Here is a 17,603-nt window from a genome sequence, read left to right on the forward strand (position 1 = left end):
TGGCGGCCCCCGGCGTGTACCGGGCGGTGTAGTCGTAGAAGCCGCCCGCGGCGTCCACCTCCACGGCGGGCAGCGCGCGGGGCTCGTCCCCGTCCTCGACGACCGACACGGCCACCTCCGTGCCGACGACGAACCGCTCGGCCAGCACCGTGTCGGCGTACGCCAGGCAGCTCACCATCGCGGCCGGGAGGTCCGCCCGGTCATGGACGACCTGAGCGCCGAGCGCCGAGCCGCCCTGGTCGGGCTTGAGCATCAGCGGGAGGCCGAGCCGGTCGACCATCGCGTCCAGCACCGCCTGGGCCCCCAGCGCGCGGAACGTCGTGTGCGGGAGCGCCACCCAGTCCGGCGTGCCGAGGCCGGCGCGGGCGAGCTCCGCCTTCGCGGTGGGCTTGTCCCACGCGCGTCGGCACGCCGGGGCGGGCGTGCCGACGAAGGGCACACCGAGCAGTTCCAGCACCGCCTGCACGGAGCCGTTCTCGCCCTCGCCACCGTGCAGCGCGATCGCGACCGCGTCGGGTGGGTCGGTGCGCAGCCGCTCGACGAGGGAGGCGTCCATATCCCACTCGCGGACGTCGGCCCCCGCCCCCCGCAACGCGGCGGCGAGCCGCCGTCCGGATCGCAGGGACACCTCGCGCTCGTGGGACAGGCCCCCGGCCAGCACGGCCACCGTTCGTTCGCTCACCGCCGCATTCTGCGGCATGGCGGTCACGCCGCTGCCCCAGCCGTCCCTGCACCGCACCGACTCAGGCGCCGCAACGTGTCCACCCGCGCGCAACATCGTGTCGCCTCACGAGGTGGGGGCGGGTCGCCAGGGCCGACCCCCACCTGTCGCGGTGCCTACCTCAGGGGGTGTGGGGAGAGGGGGCCTGCGGGCCGTTGCGCGGCGGTGTGGGGCCGACAGCCGCCGGGCGGGCGCTGGTGCCGAACGTGCGCATCACGTCCAGCTCGGCCTCGAGCACCCCCGCGAGCCGCCGGACGCCCTCGGTGATGCGTTCCGGCGTCGGGTAGCAGTACGAGAGCCGGAGCTGGCGGCTGCCGAAGCCGTCGGCGTAGAAGCCGGTGCCCGACGCGTACGCGACGCGGGCGGTGACGGCGCGCGGCAGCATCGCCTTCGTGTCGACGCCCTCCGGCACGGTGAGCCAGACGTAGAAGCCGCCGTCGGGCACGTTCCACGTGCACCCCTCGGGGAGGTACGTCTCCAGCGCGTTCAGCATCGCGTCGCGGCGGTCGCGGTAGGCCTCGGTGAACGTCTTGATCTGGCTCTGCCAGTCGTGGGCCGCAAGATAGCGCGACACGAGCATCTGGTTGAAGCTCGGCGGGCACAGCGTGGCCGACTCGGCCGCCAGTACCAGCCGGTCGCGCACGGCCGGCGGCACGAGTGCCCAGCCCACGCGCAGGCCCGACGCGAACGTCTTGGAGAACGAGCCGAGGTAGACGACGTCCCGGTCCATCGATCGCAGCGCCGGGTAGATCCGCCCGGTGAAGCCGAGCAGCCCGTACGGGTTGTCTTCCACCACGCCAACGCCGTACCGCGCGCAGATCTCCAGCACCTCGGCGCGGCGCTCGACGGCGAGCGTGACGCCGGCGGGGTTGTGGAAGTTGGGGATCGTGTAGAGGAACTTCGGCGTGATCCCCTGCTGCGCCAGGGTGTGCAGAGCCTGGCGCAGCAGGGCGGGCACGAGGCCGTGCTCGTCCATGGCGACGTGCACGACGCGCGCCTGGTACGCCGCGAAGCTGCCGAGTGCGCCGACGTAGGAGGGCCCCTCGGCCAGCACCACGTCGTCGGGGTCGCAGAAGATGCGCGTGACGAGATCGAGCGCCATCTGGGAGCCCACGGTGACCACGACGTCGTCGGGATCAGCCTGGATGCCCTCGAGCGCCATCACCTCGCAGATCTGCTCGCGCAGCGCCGGTACACCCTGGGCGGAGCCGTACTGCAGGGCCACCTGCCCCTCGCGCGAGACGAGGTCGGCGACCTCGGCGGCGAGAGAGTCGAGCGGGAGGGCGGCGAGGTTGGGCATGCCACCCGCGAGCGAGACGACCTCGGGACGGCTGGCCACCGCGAACAACGCCCGGATCTCCGACGCCGTCATCCCGGCGGTGCGGGCCGCGAACCGCTCGGTGGGCACCACTCCTGCCGCGCCTGCTGCCTCGGCCCCCGCTGCCGCCGCCGAGCCGGTGAGGGCGCGGGTGGTGGGGACGGTGGGCTGGACCGGCTCTGGCACGGCGATCTCCTGCTCGTCGACGGGCGGCGATCGTCGCCCGTTCGGGATACCGGCCGGTACGGCGATCCGATCGAGTGTAACCGGGATGGAGGAACGACCTGCCCTTCGTCGTGAATGAGGCGCCGGTCGCAGCAGTCGGGGTAGGAATCCCTGCTGGATCGATCTATCGTCTGGTGTCGGCGCAAGGGCGCCCACGTCGTTGATTCTGCCGAGTCCTTTGTTCGGTCGCCGGAGGTTGCACTTGTCCTGGCACGTGGCGCCGCTCACTCTGGACAATCTGGAAGATCTGCCCAAACGGTGCAGACGGTGCGTTTTCTGGGAGCTGTCCGAGCATCTCGGTAAGCAAGCCCTCGACTTCGGCTCCACCGAGCTCGAGAAGGAGGCCTGGGTCTCCGAGGTCCTGCTCGAGTGGGGCTCGTGCGGTCGCGTCGCGCACATGGACGGCGTCCCCGCCGGCTATGTGATCTACGCGCCGCCGTCGGCGGTGCCCCGCGCGTCCGAGATGCCCACCGGCCCGGTCAGCGCCGACGCGGTGCTGCTCACCACGATGCAGGTGGTGCCGGAGTTCTCCCGCGAGGGGCTGGGCCGGATGCTCGCCCAGGCGGTGGTGAAGGACCTCACCCGCCGCGGCGTCAAGGCTATCGAGGTCTTCGGCGACCAGCGCCCCACCGAGCCCGGATGCCTCATCCCGGCCGACTTCCTGCGCGGCGTCGGCTTCAAGACGATCCGCCCGCACCCGCGCTGGCCGCGGCTGCGGATGGAGCTCCGCTCCGGGCTGACGTGGAAGGAGGACGTGGAGGCCGCTCTCGAGCAGTTGCTCGGAACGATCACCATTCCCCTCCAGGCGGCCGCCCCCGTGGGGCGTGGGCGGGTACCGAGCCAGGCTCGGACGTCGTCCTGCGGGCGTCTCAGGGCGAACTGAGAGCCACGTTGCGGGCCTAGCAGCCCGGTCGCGTCACCATCGCCTGCGCGCCGCCCCGTTCGAGCTCACGGGCCAGTACATCGCCGAAAGTGAACGTGCCGGTGGGCTGATCGTCCTGCCCGAGCAGGTACAGCCGCTTGACGGCGACGAGAATGCCCTCGGCCACCACGTCGCGGAAGTCGGAGTTCAGCAGGCGCGTGCGATCACCGATGTGGCTGAGGTAGCCCACCTCGATGCGCACGGCCGGCATCCGCGTCAGGCGCAGCACCTCCCACGTCCGGGGCTGGCTCCAGCAGTCGACCATCGCGGTGCGGGTGAGCAGCTCGCGCTGGATGAGCCCGGCGAGCGCCTCCCCCACCGTGGACGTCGAGCCGCTGCCGTTGCCGAAGTGGAAAGTGGCGAGGCCCTGCGCGTGCATGCTGTGGTTGGCGTCGGTGTGCAGCGAGAGCACGAGGTCGGCGCCCGCGGTGTTGGCGAAGGCGGCGCGCTCGGGCTCCGAGGGGCAGGTGTTCTCCTGCCGCGAGAGCATCGCGTCCATGCCAGTGGCGGTCATGCGGCCGACGAGGCGCCTGCCGAGGTCCCACATGAGGTCGGCCTCGGCCACCCCGGACGCGACGACACCGCGGTCCACGCCGCCGTGGCCGGGGTCGACGACGATGCGCTTGCCGCGCAGCCGCGGGCCGGCCTGGCGCAGGAGCTCCTGCTCGCGCATGAGGTGCGGGCGGCCGCCGGTGACCTTGCGGCCGAGCTGCCGTAGCGAGCGCAGCGTGGCGGGGCCGCACAGCCCGTCGGACACGAGCCCGTACTCGCGCTGGAAGCGCCGCAGCGCCTTCTCCGTCTGCTCATCGAAAACACCACCGGGGCGCCCCGGGTTGTACCCGAGCTCGGAGAGGCGCTCCTGGAGCATCGCGACGTCGTCGCCGGTCATCGGCGCGGAGATCATCAGGGCGAGCATCCGGTCGCCGAGCGTCCAGCCGGCGTCGCGCAGGGAGCGGTAGGTGGCCGGGCCGACGATGCCGTCGGTGATGAGGCCCCGCTGTTGCTGGAAGGACCGGACGGCATGCTCGACGTGAACGTCGAAGAGGTCCTGACCAGGCTCGCCGTCGGCGGCGGCCAGCAGGCCGAACGTCGTCAGCATCGCCCGTACCTCGACTACAGCCGGACCGCAGTCCCCTCGGCGCAGCAGCTGCATGCACCCCTCGCTCGTATCGCTCGCGTCACGTCACCGCTCGCGCGCGGCACGAGAAGGACGTCTTGCCGGTTCGTGCCGGCAGTCCGCCATTGTGCCCTGCCGTTCCCCTACCGGGGGACAGCGGGCCGTGTCCGGGCGTGTCCGGCTCGTGATATCAGCCCTTTCCGGCACGGCCCGGACACGACGATGCCCCGCCCGGGGACCCCGGGCGGGGCATCGCGTGACGGTGTTGCTGATCAGCCGATGTAGTCGGCCAGGTCCGAGAGCAGCGCGGCCTTCGGCTTGGCGCCGACGATCTGCTTGACTGGCTTCCCGTCCTGGAAGACGATCATCGTGGGGATCGACATGACCTGGAAGTTGCGGGCCGTCTCCGGGTTCGCGTCGATGTCGAGCTTCGCGACGGTCAGCTTCTCCTTGTGCTCCCCGGCGATCTCGTCGAGGACGGGGGCGACCATCTTGCACGGGCCGCACCAGGTGGCCCAGAAGTCGACCACAACGGTCTTGCCGCTCTTGAGGACGTCGGCGTCGAAGGTGGCGTCGGTGACGTCCACGGTGTTGTTGCCCATGAGATCTCCCTTTCCTGGAAGTACAGATGTGGTGGCGTGACGATCAGGCCGTGACCGATCAGGCCGTGACGATCAGGCTGTGACGGGCTCGGCGGACTGCTCGGCGCCCTGCCCGTAGCCCCCGCCGACGAGGTTGGAGTCGATCGGAGTGTCGGCGAGCCAGCGCTCGGCGTCGATTGCGGCGGAGCAGCCCGAGCCGGCCGCGGTGATGGCCTGACGGTAGGTGTGGTCCACCAGGTCGCCGCAGGCGAACACCCCCGGGACGGCCGTGTGGGTGCTCGGCGCCTGCACGGTGACGTAGCCGGCTTCGTCGGTGGGCACCTGCCCCTTGACCAGCGCGCTGCGCGGGTCGTGCCCGATGGCGACGAACATGGCCGTGACGTCCAGCGTGCGCTCCGCACCGGACTTCTTGTCACGAAGCCGCAAACCCGTGACGCTGGTGTCACCGAGCACTTCGACGACGTCGACGCTCGTGACCCAGCGGATCTTGGGGTCGTTCTTCGCGCGCTCGACCATGATCCGCGAGGCGCGGAACTCGTCGCGGCGGTGGACGATCGTGACCGTCTTCGCGAAGCGGGTGAGGAACGTGGCCTCCTCCATCGCGGAGTCGCCACCGCCGATCACGGCGATGTCGTGCTCCCGGAAGAAGAACCCGTCGCACGTGGCGCACGAGCTGACACCGCGGCCGAGCAGCCTCTGCTCACCGGGAACATCCAGGTAGCGGGCGGCCGCGCCCATCGCGAGGATGACGGCCTTGGCGCGGTAGGTGACCCCGTTGGCGACCACGGTCTTGACCGGGCCGTCCAGGGAGGCCTCCTCGACGTCCACCGCGCGCAGATCGGCGCCGAACCGGGCGGCCTGACCGCGCATCTGCTCCATGAGCTCGGGCCCCATGATGCCTTCGGTGAAGCCGGGGTAGTTCTCGACCTCGGTGGTGGTCATGAGGGCACCGCCGAACTGGGTGCCCTCGAAGACCAGGGGGTTCAGCTGAGCCCGGGCCGCGTAGACGGCGGCGGTGTAGCCGGCCGGCCCGGACCCGATGATGATCAGCTCGCGCACCTCGTCGGTGGTCACTCGTACCCCGTCCTCTCGATCGTGTTCATGCTGCACAACACGATCCCAGGACCCGGCATTCCGTGCGCAGGAGGGCGTGCGGCCGCCGGGTGATCCGGCTCACCGGCCGACACGGACGTCGGCCATCAGCGTGCCTCCCGAGGCCCCGCAGGACGGGTCGACGACCACCGCGCGGAACGTTCCGAGCTCGCCCGTGACGAGCAGCAGGACCACGGCGGGGTGCCCCTCGAACACGACCTGGCGGCCTCCGGCCAGCGGTGCCCCGGGTACGAGCCCGGGTGGTGCGACCGTACGCAGGCAGGCGGCCCGGCGCCCGGGATCGGTGAGGGCGCCCGCGTCCTGTACCCCGACCATGGCGTGCGCGGTGGCCACCAGCTGGACCGCGTCGACGGACGTCGGCGCGCTGCGGGCCCGGACCACCCCCGCCACGACCAGCACGATCACGAGCAGCGCCCCCACGGCCAGCGCGGGCCGGACCGGGCGCCGGGGCCGCCCACCCCGTGGACGGCCCGTGTCCGGGCGCCCGGGCGGACGGTGTCTCGGGCCAGGGGCCTCCGCGGCACGGGAGACCGGTGCGTCGTGCGGACCCCTGCCCTGCGGGCTCGCAGCGGGGCCGGACGGCCCCGGCATGACGTGCGGACCCCGGGTGCTCGTCGTGTCGGCCCGCGGAGGGTCGGCCCGCGGAGGGTCGGCACGGGTGGCGGCCTCGGCGGTCAGGGCCGCGGCCCAGCGCTCGGCCAGCTCCGGTGGCACCGCCACGGGTGGGAGCGACCCGAGCTGCTCACGGGTGGCGGCCAGGGCGCGCCGGACGTCCGGGGCGCGGGGGTCGGCCAGGGCCGCAGCGCGCACCGCGGGGTCGACGGGCAGCCCGGCGTCGAGGTCGGCGAGGACGTCGGCGAGCGCGTCGGGCTCCGGCCGTTCGGTCATCGCTCCTCCTCCCTCAGGTGCCCCAGCAGCGCGGCGAGCCGGGCGCGGCCGCGGGCGCAGCGGCTCTTGACCGTGCCCAGCGGGACCTCGAGGACCTCCGCCACCTCGGCCAGAGCCCAACCCTGCACGTCGACGAGCACCACCGCCATCCGCTGCTCCGGGGGCAGCATCGCGAGCGCCTCGGTGATCTCCAGCCGCGTGGCCAGCTCGGTGGCGTGGTCGGGCACCCGGGACGGGACCTCTCCCGCGGGCCACGGCACGGTGGGCCGGGCCCGTTCGCGGCGCAGCCGGTCGATGCAGGCGTTGACGACGATGCGGTGCAGCCAGGTGCGCACGGACGCCTCGCCGCGGTACGTGCCCGCCCGCCGGTAGGCCGCCACGAGCGCCTCCTGGACGGCGTCGGCGGCCTCCTCGCGGTTGCCCAGGGTGCGCACCGCGAGCCCCCACATCCGGTCGGTGTGCCGACCCGCGAGCTGGCCGAACGCGTGCGCGTCGCCGTCGCGGTGGGCGGCCAGCAGCTCGGCGTCCGTCGGAGGGCCCACGCCGCGCAGAGTAGGTCGAGGCCGCTGCTCCCCGAGGCCGTTCGGGAGAAGTGGTGGATCAGCCGCCGGCGCGGTGGAACTGCACCTCGTCGATCTCGCTGACATAGCCGCCGTCGCCCTGCGCGAGCTTGCTGATCCACAGCAGCACGTGCGTGACCGGCTGGCTGCCGGCCAGCGACACGTCGGTGGTGCCGTTCTGCAGCGTGGCCTCGGTGATCTGGGTGGTGTCGTCGAACGCCGCGTCGGGCGTGGGAGCCGACCGCACCTGGACGACGGTGCCGTCGCTGGGCGAGGTGATGGACAGGGACGACAGCTGCACCGCCGACGCGAACGAGAACATGATCCCGACGCCGGGCTTGAGCGCCGGGAACTGCTGCTTGTACTGGTAGGTGCGCCAGTTGGTCTTCGGGTCGCCGTCGATCACGCGTGCGACGCGGCCCGCGTTGTCGCTGTCGCCGCTCATGTCGTAGACGTCGACGTTGGCGACGGCGGCCACACCACCGACGGGCACGGAACCCTCCGCGGGCGGGTTCGCGGCCGCACCGACGTCGTTGCCGACGACGATGACCGGGCCGCCGCTGTCGGAGAACATCGAGCTGACCTGCACGCCGACGTACCCGAGGACGAGCAGCGCGGCGACGGCGAGCGCGGCCACGCCGATCACCAGCTTGCGGCGCCGACGGGGGTCGGCGCGGTGGACGACGCGGTGGCCGTCCTGCCAGACGTCGCCGGGCGCCGACGGGACGCCGTCGTGTACAGGTGGGAACAGGGCGACGCGGTCGTCCTCCGCCACCACCTCGCTGAGCAGCCGGTGCACGGCCGCCGCGGTGTGGACGTGGCCGGTGGTGCCGACCGGGCTCAGCGTGCCGATCGCGAGCGTGTCGAGCTCGACGGGAACGCCCGGCCGCTGCAGCGACGGCGCCACCGGCAGGCCGGCGGCCGTGCGGTCGGCGGCCGCAAGACCGGCGCGGGCGGCGTCGGCCCCCGACAGCGGCCAGCGCGACGTCAGCAGCGTGTAGAGGACCGAGCCGAGGCCGCGGACGTCGTCGGTGGGGGTGAGGTCCGGCCGGGGCAGGGCGAAGCACAGCTGGGCGTGGCCGTCGGGGGTGATGCGGACGCGCTGCGGGTGGTCGCAGCCCAGGACGAGGCCGTGGCGGTGCGCAGCCTGCGCGGCCGCGGCGAGCGGGGCGACCGCGCGAGCTGCGGCGAGGGGCTTGAGCAGGCCGTCGGCCACGGTCTCGGCCAGGCTCCGGCCGGGCACCCACTCGGTGACGGCCGCGCCGAGCACGTCGTCGGGCATGCCGCTGGCGCCGGGCGAGAGGACGTCCAGGAGGCGGGCGCAGCCGCTGTGCTCGAAGCTGCCCGACCGCAGCGCGCGGACCACCATCTCGCCCGCGCGGGCCGTGCCGGTGGGGTCGCTGTCGCCGCCGAGTGCCCCCGCCTCGGGAGCAAGCCTGCGCAGGATCGTGAGGGCGACGTCGCGCTGGAGGACCGTGTCCTCCGCGCGCCAGAACTCGGCGCCCGCAGCGGTGTCGGAACCGACCCGCGTGCGTAGCCGGTAGCGCTCGACGAGCGTGGCGCCCGCGGCAGTGGACGGCGTGACCGAGCCGGCCTTGGAGGGCCGAGCGCTCGGGGACGCAGCAGCCGCCGCGACGCGCACGGTGGCGGCGTCCTCGGGACGGGCCTGCTCGGGCACCACGGCCGTCTCGGTGTCCCCGGCGGAGCCGGATGCGTTCCGTTCACCGGACCGCTGTGCCGCCGCCGCCCCTGACGGCGCGCTCGCCAGCTCGCTCACCCCTCCGACCTCCCCCGGCACATGACATCTTCCCGGCCCCCGCCAGGCGCAACCCTACGTCAGCGGCGGGTGCTGCGCCTGGGATTCAGCCGGTCGACGAGCCGTTCGAGTCGCCTGACGAGCGGATCGACCTCGCGGACCCGCGCCAGTCGCAGCCCCACGATGGTTAGCGGCAGAGCGACGACCAGCGTTACCGCCAATCTCGTCCACGCCTGGGTGAGTGGTGCCAGTCCGCCGAGGGGGCCTGTGAGAAGCGTCACGGCTCCGTAGGCGATCAGGACGGCGACGAGCGCTGCCGCGAGCGTCCGGCCGACGGTCGAGAGCACCTCGCCGGTGAAGATCCGCCCGAGCTTCCGGCGCAGCAGCACCTGCCCCAGCACCGCGCCGGCGACGAACGAGAAGCTGTTGGCCGCGGCCAGCCCGAGGACGACGTCGCCCTGTGGGAGCAGCACCGGGCACAGCAGCAGCAACGGGATCTTCACGACCACGGTGAACAGCTGGATCAGCGTCGGGGTGCGGCTGTCGGTGAGCGCGTAGAACACCCGCAGCTGCAGCATCGTGATCGCGTACGGCAGCAGCCCGAACGCCGACACGGCCAGCGTGGTACCGAGCAGGCTCGCACCGTCGAGGTTGGCCGAGCGCAGCCCGAACAGCGCCACGCCGACGGGCGTGCCGAAGGCCGTGAGCAGCACCGAGATCGGCACCAGGAACACCGCGGACAGCCTGCTGCCCAGCGACAGGTCGGACACGACGTCGGCCGTGCGGCCCTCGGCGGCGGCGCGGCTCATCCGCGGCATCAGCGCCGTCAGCAGCGAGACGCCCAGCACGCCGTAGGGCACCTGGAGCAGCAGCCAGGCGTTCGAGTAGATCGAGAACGCACCCGCGTCGGACGACGAAGCGACGCGGGAGGTGATGATGTAGCCGGCCTGCCCGATCAGGACGTAGGCCACCACCCACATCACCAGGCCGCCCGCGGCCGTCAGCCGAGGGTCCCAGCCCCACAGCGGCCGGTACCGGAAGCCCGAGCGCCGCACGGCCGGGAGCAGCACGAGCGCCTGCACCACGATCCCCAGCGTGGTGCCCAGACCCAGGACCAGCAGCTTAGCGTCGCCCATCCGGACCGGATCGAGGCTGATCTCCCCCGGCACGAGCACGTAGACGCCGAGCACCAGCAGCATCACGACGTTGTTGAGCACGGGGGCCCAGGCGAACGCGCCGAACCCGCCGCGGCTGTTGAGCACCGCTCCCAGCAGGGCGCCGAGGCCGTAGAAGAAGATCTGTGGCAGCAGCAGGTAGGCCAGGGCCGTGGCCAGCTCCGGGTTGGCCGTGGTGCTCTCCTGGCTGCCCAGGTACAGCCTGGTCAGCAGCGGTGCCGCCGCCATGGCGACGACCGTCGCGACGAGCAGCGCCACGGTGGTCAGCGTGAGCAGCCGACGCGTGTAGGCCTCGCCGCCGTCGGCGTCGTCGGACTGCGCCCGCACCAGCAGCGGGATCATCACGCTGGTCAGCACACCGCCGAGCAGCAGCTCGTAGACGATGTTGGGCAGCGTGTTCGACACCGTGTAGGAGTCGTTGAGCACGGTGGCGCCCAGCACCGAGAACAGCACCACCTGGCGGACGAAGCCGGTGAGCCTGCTGGCCAGGCTGGCCACGGCCACGAGGCTCGTGGAGCGGCCCAGCGACCGCTCGCGCACCACCGGGATCCGCTGCGTCACTGCGTCCGACGGGGTTCCGCCCGGCACGGTCACGGCTGTGGGTTGGGTGGGTCCGTCGGCCGCGGCGGGTGGGCCGGGAAGCGGTCCGTTGCCGAGACGTCCTCCTGGGCGGGGACGAGCGGGGCCCGGCCGTGGACCGGGGCCGCCGGCACCGGGCCACCCTCCTGCGGGACCCGGGCGCGCGGGCCGTGGGCCGGGTGCACCGGGCGGGGGGACGGGGCCAGGACCTCGACGGGGCGCGTCGGGGGGTCCCCCGAGTGCGGCCCGGCCGGGGCCGCCACCGTCGGTGGCGCCGGTCCCGCAGACGGGCGGCGGGGCGGTGGGGTGGGGTCGGTCCGGGCCTCCGGACCGGAGTGCCGGCCCCTGGTGCCCCTGATCCGGCGCACCATCCTGCGGGCGACCAGCACCACGAGCAGTACGCCCGCCCCGACCGTCAGCCACACCGTGATGGTGCCGTAGACGGTGGAGCGCACCTTCAGGCGGCTCGGCGGACCGAGTACGCCGCCGTCGGGGGTGAGCACGGTGGCGTCCACCATGAACTGGCCCGAGCGGGTGACCTGCGCGTTCACCGACACCTGGCGGCGGCCGAGCGGCGGGATCTGCACCGGGGCGATCGGCGCCACCCGCAGGCCCGTCGTGCTGGCGATCTGGATGCGCACCTGCACCGTCAGCGGCAGCCCGTTGGCGACGGTCAGCGGCAGCGGGGCGTCGGAGGTGCCCAGCGAGTACGGGCTCGGCGGTTCGAGCACGCGGACGGTGGACCGCACATCGTCGATCCGGCCGGCACCGGCGGCGGCCGCAGCGGCGGCCGCCGCCGGATCGCCGCGGAAGGTCGCCGATGCCGGGCGCACCAGCCCGGCGACGAGCGGCGCGAACACCTCGTCGGCGCCGATGCCCACCCCGGAACCGGGCACGACGGCCGAGCGGAGGTCGGCCACGCTCTCGGCGGTTCGGCCGATCGTGTCGACGACCGACCGCGGGATCTCCGTGGCCCCCGACGTGAGCGGGTACACGGCTGGCCGCGCCGGCGCGCCGGCCGGGGGGCCTGCCGCCAGGACGGCAGGCAGCGGATCCGCGGTGATCTCGCCGGCGCCCATGAGCTGCTCGGCGGCCTGCAGCAGGGCTGTGGCCCCGACGCCGTCGGCGGCCCAACGGTGCGGCGGGGCCAGCACCAGCGGTGCCGCCTTCCCCGTGGTGGCGTTCTGCACGAGCCCGTCCTGGGCCCGGAAGGCGAGTGCTCCGATCGCGTCCTGCGTCGAGAGCGAGGTGTCGCTCGCCGCGGGAGTGCTGGTGACGGCGGCCCCATCGGTCCGGGCGGTCGCCGCGGAGTCCGCCGGACCGCCCGCGGCCGCCGCGAGCAGCGGGTCGGTCAGCACCGCGAACCGCGACGTGCCGGAGATCGGCACCACCCCGGTGCTCGGGCGGCTGCGCCCCGCGTCGATGCCGTCGGCGGAGAGCAGCAGCGACCGGGTGCCGGTGCCGGCGATCATGTCGAGCGTCGGCTCGTCGACGACGCCGCCCGCGGGCCACGTGACGTCGGGGACGACCGGGGTGCCCAGCAGCGTCGACACCGACTGCCGGCCGCCGGTGACGGCGGAGGCGGCCATGGAGGCCAGGCCACCGCGGGTGAGGGCGACGAGATCGGCGTCGGCGTAGGGCAGCGCGACCACGCACCCGCCCCGGACCGCGGCGGTCAGCTGGGCGAGCCACTGGCCGGCCACGCCCTCGCCGGTGCCGGGCACGATGCTCCCGTCGGCCCGCCGCACGTCGTAGCCGTCGCGCATGGCGGCAGCCGTCTCGACGAGGTCGGGATCGACGGCGACGCACGTGGCACTACGCACCCGGGACCCGACCGGTGCCTGCTGCGCGAGCGCCTCGACCAGCCCGCCGAGCCGCCCGCCCGGCGCGAACGACGCAGCCAGGGAGTCGTCGGTCAGCAGCGCCCGCCCGCCCGGCACCGTCGAGAGCCGGTGCGGGACGTCGGCGATCGGGTAGAGCAGGGAGAACGGTGCCGGTGTCGCGGGCGGGTCGGGCGTCACCGGCGCGGTGGAGTCCACCGGGGGCAGCGAGAGCACCGGCAGCAGCAGCCGGACCGCGGCGAGCCGGGCGCGGGCGCCGCCGCGGGGCGCGCCGTTGACGTTCACCAGCAGCTCGTGCACACCCGTGCTGCTCAGGGCGAGGCTCGACGTCGGCTGGCCCCGCAGCGGCACCGCGAGCTGCACGGGCACCTGCTGCCCGGGCCCGAGCGTGTCGGCCAGGGGGGTGAACTGCGGGGTGACGGCGTCGGTCGCCGCGCTGCCGTCCAGGGCGTCGCGCAGCTCCCCCTCGGTGGTCAGGGGGTCGCTGCGCTGGAGGCGCACCACCACGTCGTCGACGGGGGTGGTGCCGGTGTTGGTGAGCGTGCCGGTGATCGTCAGCGTGCCCGGACCGGTGGATGTCACCACCCGGGGCGTCATGCCGAGGAGGTCGAGCTGCAGCGGGCCGTCCGCGGTGGCGGCGGTCTGGGTGGGCGTCGCGGCGTCCGCCGTGCCCGTGACCGGGATGAACACCAGCCCGAGGAGGGCCGTGAGGACGAGCACGGGGATCGCGACCAGGGCCGCGACCGATCTCACGCCGTCTCCTCCAGCAGCTCCGTGGCCCGGCGGATCAACCGCCGCTCGTCGGCGTAGGCGAGGCGGGACTCGAGCTCGCCGATCGGCACCCACGCCACCTCGGCCACCTCGATGTCCTCGTCGGACAGCTCACCACCGAGAGCCCGCAGGAGGAAGTGGTGCACGGTCTTGTGCACGCGCCGGTCCTCGGCGACGAACCAGAAGTCGATGGTGCCCAGGGGTGCGACCACGCGCCCGATGATGCCGGTCTCCTCCTCGACCTCGCGCACCGCCGCCTGTTCCGCGGTCTCGCCCTCCTCGATGTGGCCCTTCGGGAGCGACCACAGCAGGCGTCCGCGCCGGTCCAACCGGCCGATGACCGCGGCGGTGCCCGAGGCGTGGTCCACCACCAGCCCGCCCGCCGAGGTCTCGTCAACCGTGCGCAGGCGGCGGCGGTCCAGCGGACGCCCCGCGCGGCGCCCGCTCGAGCGGCCGCGGGAGGTGGACATGTGGCGATGGTAACGAGGAGTCCGTGTTCGGCGCCGTGTCCGCGCCCGGCACCATCCTCGTCGCCGCGGAGATTCGGGACGCCTAGACTGGCCCGCCGTGTCCACTGCTGTGTCAGATCTTCCCCCCGACCTCGTGCGAGCCCAGGAGGATGCGGTGGTGGAGATGGTGGCGGTACCGGCGGTCGCGGAGGATCTCGCGACGCGCTTCACCGCGGCGGGCCACCGCCTCTACCTGGTGGGCGGCAGCGTCCGCGACGCACTGCTCGGCCGCGAGGTCAGCGACCTGGACTTCACCACCGACGCCCGCCCCGAGGCGGTGCTGGCCCTGCTCGAGGGCTGGGCCGAGGCCGTGTGGGACCAGGGCATCGCCTTCGGCACGATCGGCGCCCGCCGCCACGGCGCCACCGTCGAGATCACCACCTTCCGCGCCGACGCCTACGACCGCGTCACGCGCAACCCGATCGTGGCCTTCGGCGAGACGATCGAGGACGACCTCGTGCGCCGCGACTTCACCGTCAACGCGATGGCGGTCGAGCTCACGGGCGACGCGAAGCGGTTCGTCGACCCGCACGGGGGCCTGGCCGCCCTCGCCGCGGGTGTCCTCGACACCCCGGCGACGCCGGAGGAGTCGTTCGCCGACGACCCGCTGCGCATGCTGCGCGCCGCGCGGTTCGTCTCGCAGCTGGGGCTGACGCCCGCCCCGCGCGTCGTCGAGGCGATGACCGCGATGGCGGGCGAGCTCTCGCGCATCACCCGCGAGCGCGTGCAGACCGAGCTGTCCAAGCTGATCCTCGGCACGCACCCACGCCGCGGCATCGAGCTGATGGTCGACACCGGCCTCGCCGAGCTCGTCATGCCCGAGGCGCCCGCGATGCGCCTGGCAATCGACGAGCACATGCAGCACAAGGACGTCTACACGCACTCGCTGGTCGTCATGGAGCAGGCGATCGACCGCGAGACCGACGGCCCGGACCTCGTGCTGCGCCTCGCCGCGCTGCTGCACGACATCGGCAAGCCCGACACCCGTCGCAAGGAGTCCGACGGGCGCGTCAGCTTCCACCATCACGAGGTGGTCGGCGCCAAGATGGCCCGGCGCCGGCTGCGCGAGCTGCGCTACCCGAAGTCGGTGATCGACGAGGTGTCGCAGCTGGTGTTCCTGCACCTGCGCTTCCACGGCTACTCCGCCGGCGAGTGGACCGACTCCGCGGTTCGCCGCTACGTCACCGACGCCGGCCCGCTGCTGGAGCGGCTGCACAAGCTCGTGCGCTCGGACTCCACCACGCGCAACAAGCGCCGCGCGGCCGCGCTCCAGCGCAGCTACGACTCCCTCGAGGAGCGCATCGCGATCCTGCGTCAGCAGGAGGAGCTCGACGCGATCCGACCCGACCTCGACGGCAACGCGATCATGGCGCTGCTCGGGCTGGAGCCGGGCCCGCTGGTGGGCAAGGCGTACAAGCACCTGCTGGCCGTCCGGATGGAGCAGGGCCCGCTCACCCACGACGAGGCCGTGGCGGAGCTGCGAGCCTGGGCCCGGGAGAACGGGGTCGGCTGAGCAGGGTCGCTCAGGCCCGGCGGCGACGCAGCTGCTGGTCGTGCACCAGCAGCCCGACGACATACAGGGCCGCGGCCGCCGCGAGCAGCCAGGGCGCGCGGCCGTCGGGCGGCGCGAGGAACGCCGCCGCGGCCACCGCGATCACATAGCCGACGTTGAACACCACGTCGTAGAGGGCGAAGACGCGGCCGAGCACCTCGTCGTCCGCCTCGCTCTGCACTGCGGCGTCGGTGCAGAGCTTGACGGTCTGGCCGGTCAGGCCCAGCACGAACGCGGCCACCACCACGGCCCACAGGCTCAGCAGCGCGGCCAGCGTGAGCTGCATGACGGTGGCGGCGACCAGCGCCGCGCGCACCGTCCACGCCCGCCCCCAGCGCCGCACCAGCCACGGCGCCACCAGCGCGGCGACCCCCAGCCCGGCCGCGGCCAGCACCACGGCCTCGCCGATGCCGGGTAGCCCGGCGCGCAGCGGTCCCTGGTCGGTGAACGCGTAGCGGTAGAGCAACAGCGTCAGCAGCGTGCAGATCCCGAACGCGAGCCGGTGCGACCCCAGCGCCGCGAACGACGCGCTGATCGACGGGGTGGCCGCCGTGGCGCGGGCCCCGTCGGCGAAGCCCCGGAGCACGGCTGTGACCGCCTCGGCCGGCTCGTCCACCTTGTCGGGACCGAGGCTGCCCCGGCGGAAGCCCATGGCCAGCGCGGCGGCGAGGAGCGAGCCGACGATCGCGACGAGGGTGGTCTGCGCCGAGCCGGCGTCGCCGCTGCCGAACAGCGCCCGGAACCCGATGGCCGAAGCCGCGCCGAGCGCCGAGACGGCCGAGCCGATCGTCACGGCCAGCACGTTGCCCTCGACGAGGTGGCGCCGCTCCACCACGTGCGGAAGCGACACCGAGAACCCCGACAGGACGAAACGGCTGACCCCGGCTACCGCCAGCGCCCCGACGTAGAGCGGCGCGCCCGCGAGCCCGGTGAACACGCTGGCCGCCACGACGACGATGAGCACGGCGCGCAGCAGGTTCGCGAACACCAGCACCCGGCGGCGGTCCCAGCGGTCCAGGAGCGCACCCGCGAACGGGCCGATCACCGAGTACGGGAGCAGCAGCACGGCCAGGCCGGTGGCGACGGCGAGCGGGTCGGCCTGGCGTTCGGGGTTGAACAGCACGGCTCCGCCGAGCGCGGCCTGGAACAGCCCGTCGCCCCACTGCGTGGCGAACCGGACGGCCAGCAACCTGCGGTAGCCGGGGGCGCGGAGCATGCGGGCGATGCCGAGGCGCTCGGGATGGTCGGCCGAGGCGGTACCGGCGATCGGCTCCGGCGGCTCCGACATTCGCGAAGTCGGCACGGGCGCAGGCTACGCGTCGGGCGCGGGTGCAACGATGGGCGACGTGGTGGACGACCGCTCCGGGGCACGATCCGGCAACGCGTCCCGGGTCACCCCCGGGAGCCTTCTCGTAGCAGCACCCGGGCTCCTCGATCCCCAGTTCCGGCGCACGGTCGTCTACGTCATCGAGCACCGCAGCCGTGGCAGCCTCGGGGTGGTGCTCAACCGCCCCAGCGAGGTGGCCGTGCGCGACGTCCTGCCGTCGTGGGCGCCGCTGGCTTCGAAGCCGCACGCGGTGTTCGTCGGCGGCCCGGTGGAGGCCGAGACGGCCCTGTGCCTTGCCGCGGTGCGCACCGGCCACGACCCGGCCAGCCTCGGTGGGCTCGTCACCGTCCGGGCCCCCGTGGCGCTCGTGGACCTCGACACCGACCCCGCTCCCCTCGCCCCCCGCCTGCGCGGGCTGCGCGTGTTCGCCGGCTACGCGGGCTGGGACGCCGGGCAGCTGGACGGCGAGATCGGCCGCGGCGACTGGATCGTGGTGCCCGCGCTGCCCGACGACGTGCTCACCGGGCAGGAGGGCAACCTGTGGGGCCGCGTGCTGCGGCGGCAGGGCATGCCGCTGTCGCTGCTGGCCACATACCCGACCGATGTGCGGCAGAACTGAGCCACCGG

General features: G+C 73.8%; 15 protein-coding genes. 3 read left to right on the forward strand and 12 right to left on the reverse strand.

From position 1 onward, the window contains the following. Together JWR81_RS31765 and JWR81_RS31770 are read right to left on the reverse strand one after the other, a co-directional pair. Window positions 1-682 (reverse strand): ATP-grasp domain-containing protein (locus JWR81_RS31765; protein ID WP_297661290.1); only part of this gene is annotated, 682 nt, incomplete at its 3' end. Window positions 683-842: 160 nt separating this feature from the next. After that, window positions 843-2,132: a PLP-dependent aminotransferase family protein gene (locus JWR81_RS31770; RefSeq protein ID WP_297661311.1), complete on the reverse strand. Its 1,290-nt coding sequence runs from the start codon at window positions 2,130-2,132 to the stop codon at window positions 843-845. Window positions 2,133-2,466: 334 nt separating this feature from the next. On the opposite strand from JWR81_RS31770, the gene JWR81_RS31775 reads away from it, so the two are divergent. Then, a complete protein-coding gene (locus tag JWR81_RS31775) occupies window positions 2,467-3,147 on the forward strand; it encodes a GNAT family N-acetyltransferase (protein ID WP_297661291.1) in 681 nt (226 codons plus the stop codon). 16 nt (window positions 3,148-3,163) lie between these two features. Here JWR81_RS31775 and JWR81_RS31780 read toward each other — a convergent pair whose 3' ends face one another. From JWR81_RS31780 to JWR81_RS31820, 9 genes are all read right to left on the reverse strand, one after another. After that, window positions 3,164-4,339, reverse strand: coding sequence for an N-acetylmuramoyl-L-alanine amidase (locus JWR81_RS31780; RefSeq protein WP_297661292.1), 1,176 nt, complete (start codon window positions 4,337-4,339; stop codon window positions 3,164-3,166). A 236-nt stretch (window positions 4,340-4,575) separates the two neighbouring features. Next, window positions 4,576-4,905 carry a thioredoxin gene (gene trxA, locus JWR81_RS31785; RefSeq protein WP_296377783.1) on the reverse strand — a complete coding sequence of 110 codons (330 nt, stop codon included), beginning with the start codon at window positions 4,903-4,905 and terminating at the stop codon, window positions 4,576-4,578. Between the two features lie 72 nt (window positions 4,906-4,977). Then, a complete protein-coding gene (trxB, locus tag JWR81_RS31790; RefSeq protein WP_297661293.1) occupies window positions 4,978-5,979 on the reverse strand; it encodes a thioredoxin-disulfide reductase in 1,002 nt (333 codons plus the stop codon). A gap of 99 nt (window positions 5,980-6,078) precedes the next feature. Then, on the reverse strand, window positions 6,079-6,906 hold the full coding sequence (locus JWR81_RS31795; protein ID WP_297661295.1) for a hypothetical protein: 828 nt from the start codon (window positions 6,904-6,906) through the stop codon (window positions 6,079-6,081). Continuing rightward, complete coding sequence (gene sigM, locus JWR81_RS31800; protein WP_297661297.1) at window positions 6,903-7,448, reverse strand: RNA polymerase sigma factor SigM; 546 nt, start codon at window positions 7,446-7,448, stop codon at window positions 6,903-6,905. The genes JWR81_RS31795 and sigM overlap by 4 nt, the downstream gene beginning before the upstream one ends. 58 nt (window positions 7,449-7,506) lie before the next feature. Continuing rightward, complete coding sequence (locus JWR81_RS31805; protein WP_297661299.1) at window positions 7,507-9,243, reverse strand: protein kinase family protein; 1,737 nt, start codon at window positions 9,241-9,243, stop codon at window positions 7,507-7,509. Between the two features lie 59 nt (window positions 9,244-9,302). Beyond that, window positions 9,303-10,958 carry a murein biosynthesis integral membrane protein MurJ gene (gene murJ / locus JWR81_RS31810; protein ID WP_297661301.1) on the reverse strand — a complete coding sequence of 552 codons (1,656 nt, stop codon included), beginning with the start codon at window positions 10,956-10,958 and terminating at the stop codon, window positions 9,303-9,305. Between the two features lie 29 nt (window positions 10,959-10,987). Then, entirely contained in the window at window positions 10,988-13,570 is a 2,583-nt protein-coding gene (locus JWR81_RS31815; RefSeq protein WP_297661303.1) for a DUF6049 family protein, read from the reverse strand. Continuing rightward, window positions 13,567-14,058: an NUDIX hydrolase gene (locus JWR81_RS31820; RefSeq protein ID WP_297661305.1), complete on the reverse strand. Its 492-nt coding sequence runs from the start codon at window positions 14,056-14,058 to the stop codon at window positions 13,567-13,569. Before JWR81_RS31820 ends, JWR81_RS31815 begins: the two co-directional genes overlap by 4 nt. Window positions 14,059-14,155: 97 nt before the next feature. On the opposite strand from JWR81_RS31820, the gene JWR81_RS31825 reads away from it, so the two are divergent. Then, window positions 14,156-15,610: a CCA tRNA nucleotidyltransferase gene (locus JWR81_RS31825; protein WP_297661307.1), complete on the forward strand. Its 1,455-nt coding sequence runs from the start codon at window positions 14,156-14,158 to the stop codon at window positions 15,608-15,610. Between the two features lie 10 nt (window positions 15,611-15,620). Here the strand turns inward: JWR81_RS31825 and JWR81_RS31830 are convergent, their stop codons facing one another. Next, window positions 15,621-16,952 (reverse strand): MFS transporter, encoded by a 1,332-nt coding sequence (locus JWR81_RS31830; protein WP_367278892.1) that lies wholly within the window; start codon window positions 16,950-16,952, stop codon window positions 15,621-15,623. Window positions 16,953-16,986: 34 nt separating this feature from the next. On the opposite strand from JWR81_RS31830, the gene JWR81_RS31835 reads away from it, so the two are divergent. Continuing rightward, a complete protein-coding gene (locus tag JWR81_RS31835; protein WP_297661309.1) occupies window positions 16,987-17,595 on the forward strand; it encodes a YqgE/AlgH family protein in 609 nt (202 codons plus the stop codon). The last annotated feature ends 8 nt before the right edge of the window (window positions 17,596-17,603 follow it).

The sequence above is a fragment of the Pseudonocardia sp. genome, assembly GCF_025965585.1.
GTDB lineage: Bacteria > Actinomycetota > Actinomycetes > Mycobacteriales > Pseudonocardiaceae > Pseudonocardia.